We start from the raw sequence: 22,857 nt of genomic DNA on the forward strand, positions 1-22,857 counted from the left end.
GTAAGATCTTCAGCTGCTGAACAACATGAATCACATCAGCAACATGAGTCCCATCAGACACAAGGCTAAACCTTAGCTTGACAGTTAGCCATCGGCGGGAAGTTCCGGTGGCGCGGCGCGTCGGGCATGCCGGATACGCTTTCCAGCTGTGACTGTGCACTTCATCGGAGCCGGACCGGGCGCTGCCGACCTGCTCACGCTCCGAGCCGTCGAGTTTCTGCGATCGAGCCCGGTCTGCGTCTACGCCGGTACCTACATCGACCACGCGATCCTCGAACACTGCTCTGCAGGCACCCGCCTGGTCGACACCGCGAAGCTCGACCTCGACGCCATCACCGCCCAATTGGTCTCGGCCCACCAGCGCGGCGAGGACGTCGCTCGCCTGTGCTCGGGGGATCCGTCCCTCTACTCGGCGCTGGCGGAACAGTCCGCTCGACTCGATGCCGCAGGTGTGCCCTGGGACGTCACCCCCGGCGTTCCGGCCTACGCGGCCGCTGCCGCCGCACTGGGCGTCGAGCTGACGGTTCCCGAGGTGACGCAGTCGGTGGTGCTCACCCGCGCGCAGGCCCGCTCGACGGCAATGCCCGATACCGAGGCGCTGAAGAACTTCGCCGCCACCCGTGCGACGCTCGCGCTGCACTTGGCCATCACCCGCGCGCGCATCATCGCCGACGAACTCACCGAGTTCTACGGCTCCGAGTGCCCCGCAACGGTCGTCTTCCACGCCAGCAAGCCGGACGAGCTGATTCTGCGCGGCACCCTCGCCGACATCGCCGATCAGGTCGAGGCCGCCGACCTGCGTCAGGCCGCGGTGATTCTGGTGGGGCCCGCCCTGGCCCGACGCGTCGTCACCGAGTCCCACCTGTACGACGCGTGCCGGGACCGCTCGTGAAAATCCATCTGATCGGTATCGGCGGTGGCCATCCGGATCAGGTGACCGTCCAGGCCATCGAGAAACTGCGGGCCGTCGACGTGTTCGTCGTGGCAGACAAGGGCGCGTCCGTCGGCGATCTCGGTGCAGCTCGACGCCATATCCTCGAGCGTCATCACGGTGGTGGCTACCGGGTGATCGAGGTGCCCGACCCGCCGCGCGACCGATCGCCCCGGCAGTACGAGGCCGCGGTCCTGGACTGGCACGACGCCCGCGCCCGCGCCTACCTCGATGTGCTCGACGGCCTCGCGGAGGGCACCGTCGTCGGATTCCTCGTCTGGGGAGACCCCGCGCTCTACGACAGCACCATCCGCGTCGTCGAGCGGCTGGTCGCGATGCGCGGCGACATCGAGTTCGATGTCACACCCGGCATCTCGAGCGTGTCGATGCTGGCGGCGAGTCATCGGCTCGTCCTCAATCGCATCGGCGGTCCCATCGTCATCACCACCGGCCGCAACCTGGCAGGCGACGTCGCCGAGGGACTCGACAACCTCGTGGTCATGCTCGACGGCAACCTGGCCTGCAGTGCGCTGACCGGCGCGGGGTGGGGCATCCACTGGGGTGCCAACCTGGGGACGGCCGACGAGAAACTGGTGGCGGGCCCACTCGACGACGTGCTGGACGAGATTCGGCGCGCCCGCGAAGAGGTCAAGAACCGGCACGGCTGGGTGATGGACACGTACCTGCTCCGACGCCTGACCGAATGACACCGGGCGCGTCGCCGGGCACCTGGCGGGGTCGATCCGTCGTGATCGTCGGATACCCTGGTTGCCCGTGACTGCTGTAAGCCCCGAGACCACCTCTTCCGACGCCTCCGTGACCGGCCGATACGACCTCATCGTCGTCGGATCCGGGTTCTTCGGACTGACCGTGGCGGAGCGGGCGGCGTCCCAGCTGGGCAAGCGTGTTCTCGTGCTCGACCGCCGCCACCACCTGGGTGGCAACGCGTACTCCGAGGCCGAGCCCGAGACGGGTATCGAGATCCACAAGTACGGCGCGCACCTGTTCCATACCTCGAACAAGCGGGTCTGGGACTACGTCAACCAGTTCACCGACTTCACCAGTTACCAGCACCGCGTCTTCGCGTTGCACAAGGGCCAGTCGTACCAGTTCCCGATGGGCCTGGGGCTGATCTCGCAGTTCTTCGGCAAGTACTTCTCGCCTGCCGAGGCGCGGGCGCTCATCGAAGAGCAGTCCAGTGAGTTCGACTCGAAGGATGCGCAGAACTTCGAGGAGAAGGCGATCTCGCTGATCGGACGCCCCCTCTACGAGGCGTTCATCAAGGACTACACCGCCAAGCAGTGGCAGACCGATCCGAAGAATCTGCCCGCGGGCAACATCACTCGCCTGCCGGTGCGGTACACGTTCGACAACCGCTACTTCAACGACACCTACGAGGGACTGCCGGTCGACGGCTACACCGCGTGGCTGGAGAAGATGGCGGCCGACGAGAAGATCGAGGTCCGGTTGAACACGGACTGGTTCGACGTCAAGGCCGAGCTCGTCGCCGAAAGTCCCGACGCTCCCATCGTCTACACCGGCCCGCTGGATCGCTACTTCGACTACTCCGAGGGCGAACTGGGTTGGCGCACAATCGACTTCGAGACCGAGGTGCTTCCGACGGGTGACTTCCAGGGCACTCCGGTGATGAACTACAACGACGGTGACGTGCCGTTCATCCGTATCCACGAGTTCCGTCACTTCCATCCCGAGCGCGAATACCCGACCGACAAGACGGTCATCATGCGTGAGTTCTCGCGGTTCGCCAAGAGCGGCGACGAGCCGTACTACCCGATCAACACCCCCGACGACCGGCAGAAGCTCGAGGCGTACCGCGACCGCGCCAAGGCCGAAACCGCCTCGAGCGGAGTGCTTTTCGGTGGACGGCTCGGTACCTACCAGTACCTGGACATGCACATGGCCATCGCGAGCGCACTGAACATGTACGAGAACACCCTCGCTCCGCACTTCGAGACCGGCGCCGGCTTGGCAGGCGACAAGTGACCGCCAAGCACCTGCTCGAGGACGGTATCGCCGACGCCATGCCGGTCCTGGGGAAGTCGCTGCTGCAGCGGGTGCTGCTGCCGCGCTCGGGTGAACCGCTCGACGTGCGCACGCTGTACCTCGAAGAAGCGCTCACCAATGCCAAACGGGCGCACTCGCTCTCGCGTACCTCGGTCACGATCGGCTCCGAGTCCGAGGTGTCGTTCTGCACCTACTTCAACGCGTTTCCCGCGAGTTACTGGCGGCGCTACAGCATTCTGAAGTCCGTGGTGCTGCGCGTCGAGGTCTCCGGACACTGCCGAATCGACGTCTACCGGTCCAAGGCCGACGCGTCGCGCATCCACGTCGAGGGCCGAGAGGCCGTGGACGGCGATGCTGCGCAAGAGTTTCTGATCGACCTCGGTCCGTTCGAGGACGGCGGCTGGATCTGGTTCGACATCACCTCCGACTCCGAGGTCGTCCTCGAGAGCGCAGGTTGGTACGCACCGATCGAAGCACCGGGTGAAGCGACGGTCGCGGTCGGTATCCCCACCTTCAATCGCCCCACCGACGCCGTCAAAGCCCTTGTGGCCCTTGGGTCGGACCCGCTGGTGCTGGACGTGATCCAGGCCGTCATCATGCCGGATCAGGGCACTCGCAAGGCCAAGGACGAGCCGGGATTCGACGAGGCCGCAGCGGCGCTCGGCGGCCGGCTCGCCATCCACGATCAGGCCAATCTCGGTGGGTCCGGTGGATACAGCCGCATCATGTACGAGGCGCTGAACAACACCACGTGCCAGCACATCCTGTTCATGGACGACGACATCGAGATCGAACCCGACTCGATCCTGCGGGCCCTGGCGATGTCCAGGTTCGCCAAGGTCCCCACGCTCGTCGGCGGCCAGATGCTCAACCTGCAGGCGCGCAGTCACTTGCACGTCATGGGCGAAGTGATCGACCGCAGCAACTTCATGTGGACCGGCGCGCAGAACGTCGAGTACGACCACGACTTCTCCGAGGATCCGCTGCGCACCAGCAAACTCCTGCACCGTCGTATCGACGTCGACTACAACGGCTGGTGGATGTGCATGATCCCGCGCGTCGTCGCCGAGGAGCTGGGGCAGCCGCTGCCGCTGTTCATCAAGTGGGACGACGCCGAATACGGTTTGCGCGCAAGGGAAGCCGGCTACCCGACGGTGACACTGCCGGGCGCGGCGATCTGGCACATGGCGTGGAGCGACAAGGACGACGCCATCGACTGGCAGGCGTACTTCCATCTGCGTAACCGCCTCGTGGTCGCGTCGCTGCACATGCCCGGTGACGGCAAGGGCCTGGTGCTCGACACGATCAAGGCCACGGTCAAGCACCTGCTGTGCCTCGAATACTCCACGGTCGCCATCCAGAACCTCGCAATCCGCGACTTCCTGGCCGGACCCGAGCACATCCTCGAGATCCTGCCGACCGCACTTCCGACGGTGCACGCACTCCGGAAGGAATTTCCCGACGCCGTCGTCGTCGGCAGTTCCACCGAACTGCCGTTGGCATCCGGAGAAGAGGTGGGAGCCGTCGGTCTGCCGACGAATCCACTCGCCAAGATCGGCCGATTGGCAAAAGGGCTGCTGCACAACGTCAAGCCTGCGCATACCCAGCATCACGACCGCCCGCAGCTCAACGTCCCCACCCTCGACGCGCGCTGGTTCCTGCTGTCCCAGGTCGACGGAGTCACCGTCACCACCGCGGACGGCCGGGGCGTCGTCTACCGCAAGCGAGACCGTCAGCAGGCCGCTGCGCTGCTCAAGGAAGCTCTGTCGTTGCGTAAGCAGCTGGCGGCCGAATTCCCCGCACTCAAGGCTCGCTACCGCGATGCCGTGCCGCACCTGACCAGTAAGGAAACGTGGGAACGTGTCTTTCGTTACCAGGCGTAAGGGCCAGAGCGAGTCCCCGACGGAAGTTCGCATCCTCGAGAAGGTGCAGAGCACCGTCGGTAGTGCTCCCGGCGCGATCACCGTCGCCCGTGGCATGTCGCACTTCGGTGAACACGCGCTCGGCTGGGTCGCCATCGCCGTAGTCGGTGCCGCGCTCGACGCACCTCGTCGGCGTCAGTGGGCCGGGGTGGCCGTCGGTGCCGTCGGCTCGCACGCGGCGTCGATCGTCATCAAGCGGATCGTGCGGCGACCGCGTCCGAACGACCCGGCGGTCCGCATCAACGTCTCGACCCCGAGCAAGCTGAGCTTCCCGTCCTCGCACGCCACGTCGACGACAGCGGCGGCAGTTCTGCTCGGACGCCTGACGGGGCTACCGTTACCGGCGGTCCTCGTCCCACCCATGTTGCTCTCGCGCCTGGTGCTCGGAGTCCATTACCCCACAGATGTGCTGGCAGGATCGGCGCTCGGCGCGTTGACGGCCGCGGCCGTCGTGAAGTTCGAAGGAGACAAATGAGCGAGGATGCCGCACCCGTAGGCGCACCGCCGAAGAACTTGGCGGACGGCATCGTCAAGGCGCTTCGTCCGCGTCAGTGGGTCAAGAACGTACTGGTACTGGCCGCGCCGCTGGCGGCAGGCTCGGCCACCGACCCCGACGTCCTGTTGTCCGTCGCGCTCGCGTTCGTCGTGTTCTGCTTCGCCGCGTCCGGGGTCTACCTCGTCAACGACGCCATGGATGTCGAGGCCGATCGCGCACACCCCACCAAGCGATTCCGGCCGATCGCCGCGGGAGTGCTGCCCGTCAAGCTCGCGTATGCGATGGCCGTCGTGGCTCTCGGTCTCGCCATCGGCCTCTCGTTCTTCGCGAACTGGAAGCTGGCGCTGGTCATCGGCGTCTACATCGCGATCCAGCTCGCGTACTGCTTCGGCCTCAAGCATCAGGCCGTGCTGGACATCTGCATCGTCTCGTCGGGCTTCCTGCTCCGCGCGATCGCAGGCGGGGTCGCCGCGTCGATCCCGCTCTCGCAGTGGTTCCTGCTGATCATGGCGTTCGGATCGCTGTTCATGGCGGCCGGCAAGCGCTACGCGGAGCTGCAGCTGGCCGAACGCACCGGCGCAAAGATCCGCAAGTCGCTCGAGAACTACACCACGACGTACCTGCGATTCGTCTGGACGCTGTCCGCCACGGCCGTCGTCCTCTGTTACGGCCTGTGGGCGTTCCAGGAAGATGCCGGCACCGACGCCAACTGGTTCGCGATCTCGATGATTCCGTTTACTATCGCAATCCTGCGATACGCAGTGGATGTCGATGGCGGCGAGGCAGGCGAACCCGAAGAGATCGCGTTGGGAGACAGGGTTCTTCAGCTACTCGCCATAGCGTGGATCGGAGTGGTTGGTGTCGCTGTCTACCTCGCCTGACCAGCGAGACACGCGAGTAGAGGACTCCGCTTCTGCAGCGATCACCAGGCCTGTCTTCTGGATCGGGGCCGTGGTCACCGGGGCGTTGTTCCTCTGGGGCGCGTGGGAGCGCCGCTGGATCGCCGACGACGGCCTGATCGTTCTGCGTACCGTCCGCAACTTGCTGGCAGGCAACGGGCCGGTGTTCAACGCGGGCGAACGGGTGGAAACCAACACCAGCACCATCTGGACCTACCTCGTCTACGCGGGCAGTTGGCTCAGCGACGGACGACTCGAGTACGTGGTTCTGACCATCGCGCTCGTCCTGTCCACGGCTGCGGTCGTCCTGGCGATGATGGGTACGTTCGCGCTTCGTGGTCGCACCGCATCGCGGACCCTGTTCCTCCCCGCAGGCGTTCTGGTCTACATCGCGGTCCCGCCCGCTCGCGATTTCGCGACCTCCGGACTCGAGACCTGCCTGGTCATCTTCTGGCTGGCGATGCTGTGGCTCCTGATGGTGCGGTGGGGTCAGCGCCGCGGAGGTGGCGTCGAACTGCTGTTTCTGGCCTTCTTCGCCGGTCTCGGACCGCTCGTCCGTCCGGAACTGTCCATCGTGTCGGTGTTGGCACTGGCCATGATCTTCCTGGCCCCGCAGACGTGGTTGTCGAGGCTGCGCGTGTTCGTGTTCGCGGGCGCAGTTCCGGTGCTGTATCAAATCTGGCGCATGGGCTACTACGGTCTGCCGTACCCCAACACTGCCGTATCGAAGGACGCGGGCGGTGCCAAGTGGTCGCAGGGATTCCAGTACCTATCCAACCTGGTGGGGCCGTACCTGCTGTGGTTGCCTCTCGCGCTTCTCGTCGTCGGTGCCGTCCTGTCGGCGTCCCGCGTTCGGTTGTCCCTGCCTCGTACGGTCGGCGGGTGGTTCGCCGCGCTACGTACGCCGACCGCCGTCGTCTTCTTCGTACTGATCAGTGGATTCCTGCTGGCTCTGTATGCGATTCGTGTGGGCGGCGACTTCATGCACGGTCGGACTTTGTTGCCGGCATTGTTCACGCTTTTGTTGCCCATTTCGGTGCTACCCGTTGCTCTCCCGAAACGCTGGTCTGCAGACCGAGCCACAGCGGTTGTCATCGCCGATGTTCTCGTGTGGGGAGCCATCGTCGTCTGGGCCGTCCTGGCCGCGAATACGACGGGAATGCCGCAGGGATCCATCGTCGGCAGAAGTGGGATCGTCGACGAGCGAGCCTTCTACGCGCTCAACACCGGGCACGCCCATCCCATTCTGGCCTCGGACTACCTCGACTACCCGCGCATGCGAGGGATGGTCGAGGCGATAGAGGCCACTCCGGACGGCGGCCTCCTGCTGCCGTCGGCTCAGTTCACGTACTGGGACGTCGTTCCGCCGCCGCTACCCATCCCCGAGGGTGGCTTCGGTCACACCGTCTACTTCCTCAACCTGGGAATGACCAGCATGAACGTCGGCCTCGACGTGCGAGTCATCGATCAGATGGGTCTGGCGTACCCGTTGGCCTCGCATACCGAGCGACTCGAGAACGGCCGGATCGGACACGACAAGAACCTGTATCCGGACTGGGTGGTGGCCGATCTCGGACTCGTTTCCGTCCATCCTTTCCTGCCCTGGTACATGGACGAGGACTGGGTGACCGAAGCGCAGGTGGCGTTGACCTGCCCCGATACCGAGGAATTGCTGACCTCGTATCGCGCGCCGTTGACGAAGGAACTGTTCGTCCGAAATGTGAAACGTTCGCTGTTCTATGCCGGATATCGATTCGATCGAGTGCCGAAGTACGAAATACAACGATGTGATCTTCCGGCCCCGATATTGAAGGCCGACAATTAGGTGTCCGAACACGAAAGAGTCACCGGGTTGCGCCGAAATGGTCTCGACGCCAAGATGAGCTATCTCGATCATGTAACGGGGGTCGTACTTCGCGCGATATGTGCGGAGGATGTGTATGCATCCGACCTGTGTGGTCGGACGGCAAACATGATGAACTTGCGAGATCGAACGTTGATTGCGTCAACCGATGTGACGATGAAGCAGCTGAGAGGTCGAGTGCATGCTGGGTAGAAGGAAGAGCCGGTCCGAGGACAAGCGTGGGGGGGCCGAGCGTACGAGGGACGCCCGACGCGGGTCCTGGGGACGCCGCGCCGCCACGTCCATGCTGATGGCGGTAGTCCTGCCACTGGGATTGGCCGTAGCCGGCGGTGGCGCGACTGCGAACGCTGCCTTCGACGCCAAGGCCATCGACGTGTGGACGGACTCGAGCATGGGTCCGATCAAGAGTCGCGTCTGGCGCGCCGCGGACGGTAACACCAACCGCGTCGTCTACCTCCTCGACGGGCTGCGGGCCACCACCGACATCTCCGGATGGGAGCACGAGACCGACGCCGGTGCCGTGTTGGCCTCCTGGAACATCAACGTCGTCGAGCCGGTCGGCGGACAGTCGAGCTTCTACTCCGACTGGTACGCACCCTCGAACTTCAACGGTCAGAAGACCACCTACAAGTGGGAAACCTTCCTGACGCAGAACCTCCGTGAGAACCTGCGCGCCAACTGGGGCTTCAACCCCAACCGCAACGGTGTCATCGGCATCTCCATGGGCGGCTCGGCTGCCCTGACCCTCGCTGCGTACCACCCGGATCAGTTCAGCTACGCGGGCTCGTTGTCCGGCTACCTGAACATCTCGGCACCCGGCATGCGTGAGGCGATGCGTCTGGCCCTGCTGGACTCCGGTCGGTACAACATCGACGCCATGTGGGGACCGCCGTGGGATCCGGCGTGGCTGCGCAACGACCCGTTCGTCTTCGCACCTCGTCTGCGCGACAACGGCACCCGGGTGTGGGTCTTCGCAGGTAGCGGTCTGCCCGGCGGACTCGATCGCCCGCGCAGTTTCGTCGACTACTACAACACGGCCAACGGCATGGGACTCGAGGCGATCGCGCTGGCGAACAGCCGGGCCTTCCAGATCCGCATGGCCAGCATCGGTGCCAACAACGTCACCTACGCGTTCCCTGCCGTCGGAACCCACCAGTGGGGTTACTGGGGCGAGCAGATTCGCGTCATGGCACCTGACCTGAGCGCCAACATCGGTAACTGATCCGGTCCAGGAGGACTTCGGGCGCGATACCCGTTTCTCGGCCCTTCGTGATACTTCACGATCTTTCAGGGCTGTTCAGCGGGGACCGTGCAGGATAGTCTCCTGTTTCAAGGATTCGTCGGGGCGAAACTGGGACGCTGCTCACAGTTTTGCCTTGGAACCGCTCGATGGAATAACCTCCATCGAGCGGTTCCCCTGTTTCACAGCAGAACCACAGCTTCGTCAGAACCACAGCTTCATCGTTTTTCCCCTCGGCCTCACGGGGCCACCAGGAAAGCCCTGTTCGATTGCCGGGGGCCGCATGTCGCGGAGACCGCGTAGATGAGAGAGAGCACGATTCATGCGATTTGCCGGCCTCAGCAGAACTCCGAAGGCATCGTCACGGTGGCGTCAGCGCCTGCTCGGCGTCGGTGCCGCAGCGCTCGTCCTGCCCATCGCGGCCGGTGTCGTCGGTGGAGCAGTCGCTGTCGCAGCGCCCGCGTCCATTGCGCACCAGACCCCGGCCGGTGGTCGTGAAGACCTCATCGTTCCGTCGGAGATGGGCCCCATCAAGGTTCAGGTCCAGTGGGCCGCTCGCGGCGGAAATGCTGCTCTCTACTTGCTCGACGGCCTGCGTGCCCGCAACGATCGCAACGCCTGGACGTTCGAGACCAACGCGCAGGATCAGTTCGCCAACGACAACGTGACCCTGGTCATGCCCGTCGGCGGTCAGTCCAGCTTCTACAGCGACTGGTACACCTCGTCGAACTTCAACGGCCAGGAAGTCACCTACAAGTGGGAGACCTTCCTGACCCAGGAGCTGCCGGCATTCCTCGAGAACTACGGCGTCTCGCGCAGCAACAACGGCGTCCTCGGCCTCTCGATGGGTGGCTCTGCCGCTCTGACCCTGGCTGCGTACCACCGCGATCAGTTCAAGTTCGCCGGTTCGCTCTCGGGTTACCTGAACATCTCGGCACCCGGCATGCGTGAAGCCATCCGCGTCGCGATGCTCGATGCAGGTCGCTTCAATGTCGACTCCATGTGGGGACCGCCGTGGAACCCGGCGTGGCTGCGCAACGACCCGTTCGTCTTCGCACCGAGGCTGCAGGGTCTGTCGCTGTACATCTCGGCAGCCAGTGGCCTGCCCGGCCAGTTCGATCGCCCGGCAGCGCCGATCGACTTCTACAACACGGCCAACGGCATGGCACTCGAGGCACTCTCGCTCGCCAACACCCGTGCGTTCCAGATCCGGATGGGCACGCTCGGCATCCCGGCCACCTACAGCTTCCCCGCCAACGGCATCCACGCATGGCCGTACTGGGGAGCCGAGCTGTGGAAGGCACGCACCCAGATCCTGGACGCGCTGGACGCCTGACACCGATCGAAAACCTGCTCTACGAGAAATGCCGCCCCGCGCCTGCGCCGGGCGGCATTTCTCGGTCCAGTCGCCGATCGTCATCGTCGCCTCAGTTCACAATTGCACCACCAGTCACAGCGCGTCTGCTGTTCGTCGGCATCGCACACGTGTAGAAAGACATACGAAGCATGTCTCGATACGAGACCTTCGAAGAGTCACGTCGAAAGAGAGTCACCATCATGCGCACTGGGCTTGTTCGGTTCGGTCGGACTACATCGGCCGGCACACGGGCTCGGCGAGCGGCAGCAGCACTGACCGTCGCTTCCGCGCTGATGATTCCCTTCGCGACGACAACCGTCGCCGCCGCGACCCCGGTCTCCCGGACCGCTCCGGTCGCCCTGGCGGGACCCGCCTACACCCAGACGTCCGGTGCCACAGTCACCTCGGTGGACTGGCTCTCCGACCGCCGCGTCGCGCTCTGGGTCCAGTCGCCGTCGATGGGAACGCCCATCCAGGTTCAACTGCTGCTCGCTCGTGACTGGAACATCAACCCGCAGGCCACGTTCCCGCAGGTGTACATGCTCGACGGTCTGCGCGCCACCGATCAGGAGAACGGCTGGACGTCCGAGACCGACGCCGAGTCCTACTTCGCAGACAAGAACGTCAACGTCGTCCTGCCGATCGGCGGCCAGTCGAGCTTCTACTCGGACTGGGTCGATCAGGACAACGGCAAGAACTACCAGTGGGAGACGTTCCTGACCAAGGAGCTGCCGCCGATCCTGGCCAAGGACTGGCGCAGCACGGATACCCGCGGAGTCGTCGGCTTGTCGATGGGTGGCACGTCGGCCATGTTCCTCGCCGCGCGTAATCCCGGCTTCTTCAAGTTCGCCGGCTCGCTCTCGGGCATCCTGACCACCACCTCGCTCGGCATGCCGCAGGCCATCCAATACGCGATGACCGACGCCGGCGGATACAACTCCAGCGCCATGTGGGGCGCACCGTCCAATTCGCTGTGGGCGCAACATGATCCGTACCTGTTGGCCGACAAACTGAAGGGCGTCAGCCTCTACATTTCGAGCGGCAACGGGTCCACCGGGCCGTACGATCAGCCGTCGGGCATCCCGGGTGTGAGTACCAACTACGCCGGTATGGGCCTCGAGATTCTTTCGCGCCTGACCTCGCAGACGTTCGCGACCAAGCTCAACCAGCTCGGCATTCCCGCGCAGGTCAACTACCGCCCCTCGGGCACGCACTCGTGGCCGTACTGGCAGTTCGAGTTGCACCAGCTGTGGCCGCAGCTCGCCACCGCTCTCGGCGTCGAGGTCGACAAGCCCGCCTGCAGCGCTGCCGGAATGATCGGCAATGCGAGCGGTGCCAATTCGTGGCTCGGGCCGTGCCTGACTGCCGAATACAACGTTGCCGGTGGTCGCGCCCAGGACTTCACGTTCGGCCGGGTCTTCTTCACGCCTGATACCGGAGCGCAGGTTGTCGCCGGTGCCATCGGTGGCATCTATCAGGGCAACGGCGGCCCCGCGGGTGCGCTCGGTTTCCCGAAGACCGGCGAAATCGGTACCCCCGACGGTCGCGGACGGTTCAACGCCTTCCAGAACGGCATGGTCTACTTCACGCCGCAGACGGGCGCGCACGTGGTCAAGGGCGCAGTGCTCGACGAGTGGGCTGCGCAAGGCTACGAGGGCGGACCTCTGGGCTACCCGGTGCTCGACGAGGTCGTGACGCCCAACAAGCCCGGGTCGGTACAGGGCTTCGAGATCGGTGCGATCTACACCTCGCCGGTCGGAGTGCACTCGGTGCAGGGCATGATTCTGGGCAAGTACGGTGAATTGGGTTGGGAGAGTGGAGCTCTCGGGTTCCCCAAGTCCAACGAACTCGGCCCGATCAGGGACGGCGGACGCTTCAACCAGTTCGAGACGGGCAACATCTACTGGAGTCCGATCAGCGGTGCCTGGTCCACCCCGTACGGTCCGATCTTCGACGCCTGGGGATCGGTCGGCTACGAGGGCGGCCGACTGGGCTACCCCACCAGCGATCAGTTCGACATCGACGGTGGCGGTAAGCAGCAGAACTTCCAGTTCGGCATCATCACCGTCAAGGACGGCGTGGCCACGATCGCGCCGTGACCTCGAGGGCCTTCGGGAGCCGATCATGGCTTTCAGAGTTCTCTCAGAGCGTGGCTGTACTGTCGCCTCGAACCCCACGACCGAAGGATTTCGATCGATGACGCGTAATTCTCTGGCCAGAACTCTGTCGCTCGGCGTGTTGGCCGTTGCGGCGAGCTCGATGCTGGTGGCCTGCGGAAGTGACGACTCGACGGCTACCGGTGCTCCGACGAGCACCACCACCTCGGCGGCGGCAACGACGACGACCGAGGCGAGCTCGACGACGTCGGCGACCGAAACCACCACCGCCGCGCCGACGACGAGTCCGGGTGAGGCGGCCACAGCGCCGCCCGAGCAGCCGCAGCCCGTTCCGGACGATTTCCCGGGGCCGACGGAGAGTCAGATCGACAACCGCGGTCAGAGCTTTCTGGACGAGTTGAAGAAGAAGGGCATCACCCCGGCGGGCAACGGAGACATCGCGGTGTCGACGGCCAATTACATCTGTGCCGCGCAGGCGCAGGGAGTCACGGCGGACGAGATCTCGACTTTCGTCACCGCGAATGTCGGCGTCGAGGCCAGTGCCGCCGGGACGCAGATGAACGAGACGCAGGCCCAGCAGGCAGCCCAGACCTACATCGCCGCCGCGCAGGCGACGTACTGCAAGCCGTAGGTTCACGGTGATGGCCAAACGCAAGCGCAGAATTCTCCCGGTGATCGCCGTCGCGGTCATCGTCGGTCTGATCATCGTCGCGCTGTGGTACCTGCTCGCCGGGCGCTTGGGTCCGGGACCGGGCCCGGTGCCCGGGCCGGGGCCCGAGGAGCCGACGACGCAGCCGGCGGACTGCCCCGACGTCCAGGTCATCGCCATCCCCGGCACCTGGGAATCGTCGTCCACCGACGATCCGTACAACCCGACGGCCAACCCGGTGTCATTGATGCTCAACGTCACTCGCCCGTTGCAGGAGCAGTTTCCGGGCGCGCGCGCCGATGTCTACACGGTGCCGTACGTGGCGCAGTTCTCGAATCCGATCGCCTTGCCGCCGGACGGTCAGCAGTCCTACAACAACAGCCGCACCGAGGGCAAAGCCGTCGCGGTGCAGAAGATGACCGATGTCAGCGCGCGCTGCCCACTGACCAATTTCGTCCTCGCCGGCTTCTCGCAGGGTGCCGTCATCTCCGGCGACATCGCGGCCGACATCGGAGCGGGTAACGGCCCCGTCTCCGCCGATCGCATTCTCGGGGTCACCCTCATCGCCGACGGTCGTCGCGACGGCGTCTCCGGTACCGATGTTCCGGCTCCGCTCGACGGCGTCGGTGCGGAGGTGGCACTCGGCGGGCTCGACCTACCCGGCATCACCATGACGGGACGTCGGGAAGGCGGCTTCGGTGCTCTCGACGACAGGGTCAACCAGATCTGCGCTCCCGGCGACCTGATCTGCTCGTCACCGTCGGATGGACTGTCGCTCCGCAACATTCCGCAGAGCATCCAGATTCTGATCGGTGCTGCAGGCAACCCCGTCCATGCGTCGTACAACAGTTTCGTCGTGGACGGATCCGGTACGACGGCAACTCAGTGGACGGCAGGATGGGCGGCCGGACTGATCGAGAATGCCCCGACGCCCGCCCATTCGTGAGCGGTCGCGATAGGTAACGGAAACATCACAACGCGGCGTGTTGTGATCTGGTGCGGGCCACAAACCTGGGCCGCGAAACCCCCAGCCGGTGTGATCGATTCCGGCCAGCGGCTAGAGTGACGCCTTGGACCTGCGCAGATCGGCCTCGGCCGACTGCTGCCGTCACCCGTCAATCGACCGCTCCAGACTCCGAGGAGAGCAATAGATGAGTTCCGCCGAGGCCGCGACCGCAGGGCCGCGCAAATTTCGCTTCGCTGCGGGCGGAGAGGGAAATGCGGAGGAGGGTGGGGCTCGGAAGTTCATCAAACTGGCGCAACAGGCCGAGGAACTGGGCTACGACAGCTTCATGATTCCCGACCACCTGGGCAATCAGGTCGGTCCCATCGCTGCACTCGGTGCGCTCGCCGTCGCCACCGACAAGATCCGGCTCGGCACTGCTGTACTGGCCAACGGCTTTCGGCATCCCGCGGTGTTGGCCAAGGATGCGGCCACGATCGACGTGCTCTCGGGCGGGCGACTCGAGCTCGGTCTCGGTGCCGGTTGGATGCGCGAGGAGTACGACAAGGCGGGCATCACGTACGACCGCCCCGGTGTGCGCATCGAGAAGCTGGAAGAAACCCTCGAAATTCTCGACGTGCTGCTGCGCGGGCAGGAATGCAACTTCGAGGGCAAGCACTACACCATTTCCGGACTCAAGGGCAGTCCTCGGCCGCGCCAGGGACCGCGTCCTCCCATCTGCATCGGTGGCGGCGGTCCGAAGATGCTCGCGTTGGCGGCCAAGCACGCCGACATCATCTCGGTGGTGCCGAGCACCTCGAAGGAGGGCAAGCTGCTGCTCTCGGGCATGACCATCGAGAAGACCCTCGAGCGCGTCGAGCTCATCCGCGCTGCTGCAGGCGACCGGTTCGACGACATCGAACTGAACTGGGCCATCACCACCATCGTCGTCACCGACGACCGTGAGCAGATGGCCGAGATGGCGCTGGCGGCACTCGACAACGGGTACCCGCCGAACGTGGACGTCGACGTCAAGCTCACCGTCGAGGACATCCTGTCGTCTCCGTACCTCGCATTCGGGACGTACGAGGAGATCGCCGATCAAATCCGTAACGTTCGCGCGCGGACGACGATGTCTTATGTCGGGGTTTTCCCTACTCAAATGGAAGCATTCGCGCCGGTTGTCGACTTGCTGAAAGGCGAGTGACGCAGGCGCGTGTCGGTACCATGGAGCTGGCCTGAAAACCAGGTGCCAAACCGACACCGCCAGAGCTACTAGTCAGTAACATAAAACGCTGTTCGGTGTCCGCATGCACGTAGCCGGTCGTGTGGACCCAGGTCACGCAGGCTGTGTGGCAGCGGATTCGTGTCGGAGGAGATTGAAGTAAATGAGCCACACGTTCGATGATTTCATCGATGAGAACGGCCACATCACCATCGGCGAAGGGCAGACGCTCGTCCGCCACGTCCAGGTGAACGTGGACGAGAATGCCGACACGCTGGCGTACCGGTTCGTCGACTACTCCAGGGAACGTGACGGCGAGGCTCACGAACTGACCTGGGCCGAGTTCGGTACCCGTCTCAAAGCCGTCGCCGCTCGGCTGCAGCAGGTCACCCAGCCGGGCGATCGAGTGGCCATCCTGGCACCGCAGGGCCTCGAGTACGTCATCGCCTTCTTCGGTGCGATCTACGCGGGCACCATCGCGGTGCCGCTGTTCGATCCCGACGAGCCGGGCCACACCGACCGCCTGCATGCCGTCCTCGGTGACTGCAAGCCCAGCGCAATCCTCACCGCCAGCAACTCGGCCGCCGGTGTGCGCGCGTTCTTCCGTGCGCTGCCCGCCGCGGAGCGTCCCAGGATCATCGCCGTCGACGCCGTCCCGGACAGCGTCGGCGAGACGTGGGTCGAGCCGACGGCATCGTTGGACGACATCGCCTACCTGCAGTACACCTCCGGTTCGACGCGGACCCCGGCCGGCGTCGAGATCACGCACCGCGCGGTCGGCGTCAACGCGTTGCAGATGGTCGACAGCATGGAGATCAACCACGATTCCCGCGGCGTCACCTGGCTGCCGATGTTCCACGACATGGGCCTGCTCACCGTCATCCTTCCGGCGCTCGGCGGCAAATACATCACCATCATGAGCCCGCGTGCTTTCGTGCAGCGGCCGTGGCGCTGGATCAAGGAACTCGCCGCGGTTTCCGACGGCGCGGGCACCTTCGCTGCGGCACCGAACTTCGCGTTCGAGCACGCAGCTCAGCGTGGCCTGCCGAAGAACGGCGAGAGCCTCGACCTCTCCAACGTCATCGGCCTGATCAACGGCAGTGAGCCCGTCACCACGTCGTCGATGAAGAAGTTCAACGACGCGTTCGGCCCGTACGGACTGCCGAAGTCCGCCATCAAGCCGTCCTACGGCATGGCCGAGGCCACACTGTTCGTCTCGACCAGCAAGCACGCCGACGAGGCCAAAGTCGTCTACGTCGACCGCGTGGAACTCAACGCAGGCAACTTCGTCGTCGTCGCCCCCGACGCGCCGGGTGCCATCCCGCAGGTCTCCACCGGAACCGTCGCCCGTAGCCAGTGGGCCGCCATCGTCGATTCCGAGACCGCCACCGAGGTTCCCGACGAGCACGTCGGCGAGATCTGGTTGCACGGCGAGAACATCGGCAAGGGCTACTGGGGCCGCGACACCGAGACCTCCGAGACCTTCCACAACAAGCTCGTCCACCGCGTGGCCGAGGGCTCGCATGCAGAAGGTGCGCCCGAGGGTGGCAATTGGATGCGTACCGGCGACTTCGGCGTCTACCACGACGGCGAGCTCTACATCACCGGTCGCGTCAAGGATCTCGTCATCGTCGACGGCCGCAATCACTACCCGCAGGACCTCGAGTTCTCGGCGCAGGAAGCCAGCAAGGCGCTGCGTCCCGGCTTCGTTGCAGCGTTCGCGGTGCCGCTCAACCAGCTGCCCGACGTCGTGTTCGAGTTCAGTGGTGCAGCGTTGACCAAGGACTCCGACGACAGCTCCGAGCAGCTCGTCATCGTCGCCGAGCGCGCTCCCGGCTCCGGCAAGGCCGACCCGGCTCCGATCGCCGACGAGGTGCGTACCGCAGTATCGGCACGGCACGGTGTCACCGTCCGCGACGTCCTCCTCGTTCCGGCCGGTTCCATTCCGCGTACGTCCAGCGGCAAGATCGCCCGACGCGCATGCAAGGCCGCCTACATCGAGGGCACGCTGCGTGGCGGCTACCAGCAGACGGCCTTCCCGGACGCGGAACTGCCCGACTGACGAACGCATCCTCCGTTTTTCCTCCGACACGACTTGGTGAGTAATGGCTGAACTAGAGACAGACAAGATCGAGCAGGTCGGAGGCGGAGACCTCACCGTCGCCCAGCTGCGTCACTGGTTGCGCAGCTGGGTTGCCGACGCGACCGGGCAACCGGCCTCGGCCATCTCCGACGACCGCCCGATGGAGGAGTTCGGTCTGTCCTCTCGCGATGCCGTCGCACTGAGCGGCGAGATCGAAGAGCTGGTGGGGGTCACGCTGACCGCCACCGTCGTCTACCAGCACCCCACCATCGCGTCGCTGGCCAAGATCATCATCGAGGGCGAACCCGACGAGCCGGTCGGCACCGTCGACGACGCGTTCTACACCAGCGGCGGTCCGTCGGGCGATGCGCACGACGTCGCGATCGTCGGCCTGTCGTCTCGCTTCCCCGGCACCGGTCACACGCCGGACGAGATGTGGTCGCTGCTCATCGAGGGCCGCGACGGCATCACCGATCTGCCCGAGGGCCGTTGGCAGGAGTTCACCTCCGATCCTGTGATCGCGGCTGCCGTCGATGCGACGGTGACCAAGGGTGGCTACCTCGACGACGTCAAGACCTTCGACGCCGAGTTCTTCGCGATGTCACCCAACGAGGTCGTCAACGTCGATCCGCAGCAGCGGCTCGCGCTGGAACTGACGTGGGAAGCGTTGGAGCACGCGCACATTCCGGCCAGCTCGATCAAGGGCAGCCAGGTCGGCGTCTTCATCGGCAGCTCGTCCAACGACTACCAGCTGATCGCCGTCAGTGACCCGGCCGTGCACCCGTACGCACTCACCGGTACCTCGACCGCCATCGTCGCCAACCGAGTGTCGTACTTCTACGACTTCCGCGGGCCGTCGATCGCCGTCGACACCGCCTGCTCGTCGTCGCTGGTGGCCGTGCACCAGGCCGTGCGCAGCCTGCGTACCGGCGAATCCGACCTGGCTGTGGCCGGTGGCGTCAACATGCTGCTCGCGCCGCCGATCACCGTCGGATTCGGTCAGACGGGCGTGCTCGCACCCGACGGCAAGATCAAGGCCTTCTCCTCCGACGCCAACGGCATGATCCGCTCCGAAGGCGGCGGACTCGTCGTGCTCAAGCGTCTCGAAGACGCCGAGCGCGACGGCGATCAAGTACTTGCCGTCATCGCCGGATCTGCGATCAACCAGGACGGCCGCTCCAACGGTCTGCTGGCACCGAACCCGGACGCGCAGGCCGACGCACTGCGCTTCGCCTACCGCGACGCCGGCATCAACCCGTCGGGCGTGGATTACATCGAAGCGCACGGCACCGGAACCATCCTGGGCGATCCCATCGAGGCCGATGCTCTCGGTCGCGTCGTCGGCCGAGGCCGCGACGCCGACAAGCCGGCCCTGTTGGGATCGGCGAAGACCAACTTCGGTCACCTCGAATCTGCCGCGGGCGCAGCAGGTTTGATCAAGGTCGTCCTCGCGATGCAGCAGAACAAGCTCCCCGCCTCGCTGAACTACGTGGGCCCCAACCCGTACATCGACTTCGACAAGGCGCACCTGAAGGTGATCCCGGAGGCCACCGACTGGCCGCGCTACACCGGCAAGGCCGTCGCGGGAGTGTCCGGCTTCGGATTCGGTGGTACCAACGCGCACGTGGTCGTGCGCGAGTACGTTCCGGGTGAGACCGACGACGCCTTCGATCCGGCTGCCGTGGATCCCGAAGCCGTTCTGGTGGAGGGCGTTACCGACATCTCCGGTGCCGAGCTGCCGATCGTGGCCGAGCCCATCGTCTCCGAGGTGGAGACCATCGATCCGGTTGCCGAAGCCGAGACCATCCTGGCCGAGTCCGAAACAGCTTCGGAGACAGTCATTCTCGCGGTGTCCGCAGCCCTGCCGTCGCGTCGTAAGCGGGCTGCGGCCGAGCTGGCCGATTGGCTCGAGACCGAAGAGGGCAGCACGACGCCGCTCGTCGACGTGGGCCGCACATTGGCTCGCCGCAACCACGGCCGTTCGCGCGCCGTGGTTCTCGCCTCCACCACGGCCGAGGCCATCGCCGGTCTGCGCGCCATCGCCGCAGGCAAGCCGGGACCCGGTGTGTTCTCTGCGGATTCACCCGCGTCCAACGGCGCAGTGTGGGTGTTCTCCGGGTTCGGTTCGCAGCACCGCAAGATGGCCTCGCGGCTCTACCGCACCAACGCCGTGTTCGCCGCAGAGGTGGACAAGGTGGACGAACTTCTGCTCGACGAGGCGGGTTACTCCATCCGGGAGATCATTCTCGACGACTCGCAGACCTACGAGTTCGAGAACTCCCAGGTAGCCATCTTCGTCATCCAGATCGCCTTGGCAGCAACGCTTCGCGCGCACGGTGCCGAGCCGGCAGCCGTCATCGGCCACTCGATGGGTGAGGTCGCGGCCGGATACGTGGCAGGCGGGCTCAACCTCGAAGACGCCGTCCGCATCATCTACGCCCGCTCGCGGCTGCTGGCCGAGGGTCAGGACGGTCTCGGTGCCGCTTCGCAGGGTGCCATGGCGCTGGTGGAGTACACCCCGGATGAGGTCAAGACCCTTACCGATCAGTTCCCGCACGTGGAGCCCTGCGTCTACGCCGCGCCGACGCACACCACCGTCGGCGGACCACGCGCAGAGGTCGAGGCCCTCGTCGAAATGGCCGAGGCCGCAGGCAAAATGGCCCGACTGCTCGACGTCAAGGGAGCCGGACACACCGCCGCCGTCGACGTCCTGCTCGGTGAGCTGGCCGCCGAACTCGCCGGAATCGAACCCGGAACGCTCACCGCCGGGGTCTACTCGTCGGTCGATCGCGAGGCGCACTATCGCGTCGGGCATGCGGCGATCCACGGTGTCGACTACTGGACCAAGGGAATGCGGCACCCGGTCTGGTTCACGCAGGCCGTCAATGTGGCTGTGGGAGACGGGCATACGACCTTCATCGAGCTCGCTCCCAACCCCGTTGCGCTAATGTCCGTTGCCGCCACGGCATGGGCAGCAGGCGTCGCAGACTCGACGCTGATCCCGACGCTCAAGCGCAAGGAAGACGAGTCCGAGACGTTCCTCGCCGCGCTGGCGCAGCTCTACGTCCACGGCCACGCGCTGGAACTCGCGACGCTGTTCGAGTCCGGTCCGTACGCGGCGATCCCACGAACCGCGTACCTGCGCAAGGAGTTCTGGCTCAACTCGCAGGTCAGCTCGAGCGGCAACACTCGGGTGCCCGGCGCTCGCGTCGCATTGCCGGACGGTCGCCACGTCTGGGAGGTACAGGCCTCGGCCGTCACCGGTTTCGATGCGTTGGTCACTGCCGCCGCATCGCAGGTGTTCGCCGATGTGGCACTGGGTGTTTCGGTCTCCCACGCGTCGGTGCCGAAGGTGGGCACGGTCGTCACCACGTTGACCTCGCACCTCGGTGGCGCGTCGATCCAGGTGCATGCGCACGAGGGCTCGGCGTTCACGTTGTTGCACGAGGCTGTCGTCACGTCGGGCGATGTTCGTCCGGAACCCGTTGTGGCCGTTGAACAGCAGAGCTCGTCACCGATGGAGGAGTTGCCGGAGGTCGTCGAGACGTTCGGTGATCGCTGGGATCCCAACGGCAATCAGAAGCTCGAAGACCGATTGGCCATCATCGTCGCGGAGTCCATGGGTTATGCGCCCGAGGATCTGCCGCCCGAGGTTCCGTTGATCGAACTGGGTCTCGATTCGCTCAGTGCGGTGCGCATCAAGAACCGGGTGGAGTACGAATTCGACATTCCCACAGTGCAATTGCAGGCCGTGCGCGACGCGAACCTGCGCGAGGTGGAGAAGTACCTGCGTTACGCGATCGAGAACCGCGACGAGGTGCAGGCGCTGGCCGACAAGCAGGCAGCGGAGAAGGCGGCCGAGCAGGCTGCCGAGGCCGGCGGTCAGGCCCGTGAAGAAGCTCTGGACACTGCCATAGCGACGCCCGAGGCCGCGGTACCGAGTGCCGAGTACCAGCCTGCGCCGGCCACTGCGGCCGCTGCGCAGACCGACCTGGGTGGCAAGGAAGCGTTCGCCGAAGCCGCCGGATCCGACGTGCCTCCGCGCGACAACGCCGAGCGGATGACGTTCGCAACGTGGGCTGTGGTGACGAAGGAATCGGCCAAGGGTATCTTCAACACCCTGCCGATTCTCGACGACGAGACGGCCGAGAAGTTGGCTGCTCGTCTGACCGAGCGGGCAGGCGGCGAGATCACCTTCGACGACGTCCTGGACTCGGAGACCATCGAGCAGCTGGCCGACAAGGTTCGCCCACACCTCGAAGACGGTGAGATCGACGGCGTCGTGCGCAACCTGCGTGTCCGCCCCGAAGGTTCCACCGCCACACCGGTATTCGCGTTCCACTCGGCCGGTAGCTCCACCGTCGCCTACGAGCCGCTGCTCCGGAAGTTGCCCGCAGGCACTCCGATGTACGGACTCGAGCGCGTCGAAGGACCCATCGCCGTGCGCGCCGCGGAGTACGTACCGCTGATCAAAGCGATCCAGCCCGAGGGGCCGTACGTGTTCGTCGGCTGGTCGCTCGGCGGCATTCTCGCCTACGAGGTGGCGCGCCAGATGGAGGAAGAAGGTATCGAGGTGGCCTACGTCGGGCTGCTCGACACCGTCATGCCCGGCACGCGGATCCCGGACACCAAGGACGAGGTGCGCAAGCGCTGGGAGCGGTACGCCGAATTCGCGAAGAAGACGTACAACGTCGACTACCCGATTCCCTACGACAAGCTGGTCGACTCGGACGACGAGGGCCAGATCCGCATCATCACCGATCTGGTCAAGCTCAGCGGTGCAAAGATCCCCGGCGGCATCATCGAGCACCAGCGCACGTCGTGGCTCGACAACCGCGCGATCCAGACGGCCGAACTCAAGCCGTACGGCGGGCACGTGACGCTGTATCTGGCCGACAAGTATCACGACGACGCCATCGCCCTCGAGCCCGCGTACGCCACCCGCGAAGAGCATGGCGGCTGGGGTCCGGTGGTGGAAGACCTCGAGATCGTCTACGTCGGAGGCGATCACCTCGCCGTAGTCGACGAGCCGTACATTGGAAAAATTGCGGCCCATTTGTCGAAGACGCTCGAGAACATCGAGTCTGCAAGAACCGGAGCGTAGAT

At 65.2% G+C, this 22,857-nt stretch carries 15 protein-coding genes; all 15 read left to right on the forward strand.

Going from position 1 to position 22,857, the window contains the following annotated elements:
- The first annotated feature begins 148 nt into the window (after window positions 1–148).
- Entirely contained in the window at window positions 149–892 is a 744-nt protein-coding gene (gene cobM, locus ACNEOT_RS03305; RefSeq protein ID WP_415972097.1) for a precorrin-4 C(11)-methyltransferase, read from the forward strand.
- Entirely contained in the window at window positions 889–1,638 is a 750-nt protein-coding gene (gene cobF, locus ACNEOT_RS03310) for a precorrin-6A synthase (deacetylating) (RefSeq protein WP_415972098.1), read from the forward strand. The genes cobM and cobF overlap by 4 nt, the downstream gene beginning before the upstream one ends.
- A 67-nt stretch (window positions 1,639–1,705) precedes the next feature.
- Window positions 1,706–2,935, forward strand: coding sequence for a UDP-galactopyranose mutase (glf, locus tag ACNEOT_RS03315; RefSeq protein WP_415972099.1), 1,230 nt, complete (start codon window positions 1,706–1,708; stop codon window positions 2,933–2,935).
- Window positions 2,932–4,839 carry a glycosyltransferase gene (locus ACNEOT_RS03320; protein ID WP_415972101.1) on the forward strand — a complete coding sequence of 636 codons (1,908 nt, stop codon included), beginning with the start codon at window positions 2,932–2,934 and terminating at the stop codon, window positions 4,837–4,839. Before glf ends, ACNEOT_RS03320 begins: the two co-directional genes overlap by 4 nt.
- Window positions 4,817–5,353, forward strand: coding sequence for a phosphatase PAP2 family protein (locus tag ACNEOT_RS03325; protein WP_415972102.1), 537 nt, complete (start codon window positions 4,817–4,819; stop codon window positions 5,351–5,353). The genes ACNEOT_RS03320 and ACNEOT_RS03325 overlap by 23 nt, the downstream gene beginning before the upstream one ends.
- A complete protein-coding gene (locus ACNEOT_RS03330; RefSeq protein ID WP_415972104.1) occupies window positions 5,350–6,255 on the forward strand; it encodes a decaprenyl-phosphate phosphoribosyltransferase in 906 nt (301 codons plus the stop codon). The genes ACNEOT_RS03325 and ACNEOT_RS03330 overlap by 4 nt, the downstream gene beginning before the upstream one ends.
- A complete protein-coding gene (zomB, locus tag ACNEOT_RS03335; protein WP_415972106.1) occupies window positions 6,233–8,098 on the forward strand; it encodes a flagellar motor control protein ZomB in 1,866 nt (621 codons plus the stop codon). Before ACNEOT_RS03330 ends, zomB begins: the two co-directional genes overlap by 23 nt.
- A gap of 220 nt (window positions 8,099–8,318) precedes the next feature.
- Window positions 8,319–9,359 carry an alpha/beta hydrolase gene (locus ACNEOT_RS03340; RefSeq protein WP_415972107.1) on the forward strand — a complete coding sequence of 347 codons (1,041 nt, stop codon included), beginning with the start codon at window positions 8,319–8,321 and terminating at the stop codon, window positions 9,357–9,359.
- Between the two features lie 340 nt (window positions 9,360–9,699).
- Window positions 9,700–10,713 carry an alpha/beta hydrolase gene (locus ACNEOT_RS03345; RefSeq protein WP_415972109.1) on the forward strand — a complete coding sequence of 338 codons (1,014 nt, stop codon included), beginning with the start codon at window positions 9,700–9,702 and terminating at the stop codon, window positions 10,711–10,713.
- A gap of 221 nt (window positions 10,714–10,934) precedes the next feature.
- Complete coding sequence (locus tag ACNEOT_RS03350) at window positions 10,935–12,833, forward strand: alpha/beta hydrolase-fold protein (RefSeq protein WP_415972110.1); 1,899 nt, start codon at window positions 10,935–10,937, stop codon at window positions 12,831–12,833.
- Between the two features lie 97 nt (window positions 12,834–12,930).
- On the forward strand, window positions 12,931–13,482 hold the full coding sequence (locus tag ACNEOT_RS03355) for a DUF732 domain-containing protein (RefSeq protein ID WP_415972112.1): 552 nt from the start codon (window positions 12,931–12,933) through the stop codon (window positions 13,480–13,482).
- Between the two features lie 10 nt (window positions 13,483–13,492).
- The gene (locus ACNEOT_RS03360) at window positions 13,493–14,446 is read left to right on the forward strand and encodes a cutinase family protein (RefSeq protein WP_415972113.1); all 954 of its coding nucleotides are present in this window, start codon (window positions 13,493–13,495) and stop codon (window positions 14,444–14,446) included.
- Window positions 14,447–14,651: 205 nt separating this feature from the next.
- On the forward strand, window positions 14,652–15,650 hold the full coding sequence (locus tag ACNEOT_RS03365) for an LLM class F420-dependent oxidoreductase (protein ID WP_032381083.1): 999 nt from the start codon (window positions 14,652–14,654) through the stop codon (window positions 15,648–15,650).
- Between the two features lie 181 nt (window positions 15,651–15,831).
- Entirely contained in the window at window positions 15,832–17,730 is a 1,899-nt protein-coding gene (gene fadD32 / locus ACNEOT_RS03370; RefSeq protein ID WP_415972116.1) for a long-chain-fatty-acid--AMP ligase FadD32, read from the forward strand.
- Between the two features lie 43 nt (window positions 17,731–17,773).
- Window positions 17,774–22,855, forward strand: a complete 5,082-nt coding sequence (gene pks13 / locus ACNEOT_RS03375) for a polyketide synthase Pks13 (RefSeq protein WP_415972118.1) — start codon at window positions 17,774–17,776, stop codon at window positions 22,853–22,855.
- Window positions 22,856–22,857 lie beyond the last annotated feature (2 nt).

This window comes from Rhodococcus sp. 077-4, from assembly GCF_047782425.1.
Lineage (GTDB): Bacteria > Actinomycetota > Actinomycetes > Mycobacteriales > Mycobacteriaceae > Rhodococcoides.

Excerpts from the sequence above, each read along its gene's own strand:
- ACNEOT_RS03330 (WP_415972104.1), top strand. The coding sequence starts at position 5,350 with ATGAGCGAGGATGCCGCACCCGTAGGCGCACCGCCGAAGAACTTGGCG.
- ACNEOT_RS03340 (WP_415972107.1), top strand. The coding sequence starts at position 8,319 with ATGCTGGGTAGAAGGAAGAGCCGGTCCGAGGACAAGCGTGGGGGGGCC.
- ACNEOT_RS03345 (WP_415972109.1), top strand. The coding sequence starts at position 9,700 with ATGCGATTTGCCGGCCTCAGCAGAACTCCGAAGGCATCGTCACGGTGG.
- ACNEOT_RS03350 (WP_415972110.1), top strand. The coding sequence starts at position 10,935 with ATGCGCACTGGGCTTGTTCGGTTCGGTCGGACTACATCGGCCGGCACA.
- ACNEOT_RS03355 (WP_415972112.1), top strand. The coding sequence starts at position 12,931 with ATGACGCGTAATTCTCTGGCCAGAACTCTGTCGCTCGGCGTGTTGGCC.
- ACNEOT_RS03360 (WP_415972113.1), top strand. The coding sequence starts at position 13,493 with ATGGCCAAACGCAAGCGCAGAATTCTCCCGGTGATCGCCGTCGCGGTC.
- ACNEOT_RS03365 (WP_032381083.1), top strand. The coding sequence starts at position 14,652 with ATGAGTTCCGCCGAGGCCGCGACCGCAGGGCCGCGCAAATTTCGCTTC.
- fadD32 (WP_415972116.1), top strand. The coding sequence starts at position 15,832 with ATGAGCCACACGTTCGATGATTTCATCGATGAGAACGGCCACATCACC.
- pks13 (WP_415972118.1), top strand. The coding sequence starts at position 17,774 with ATGGCTGAACTAGAGACAGACAAGATCGAGCAGGTCGGAGGCGGAGAC.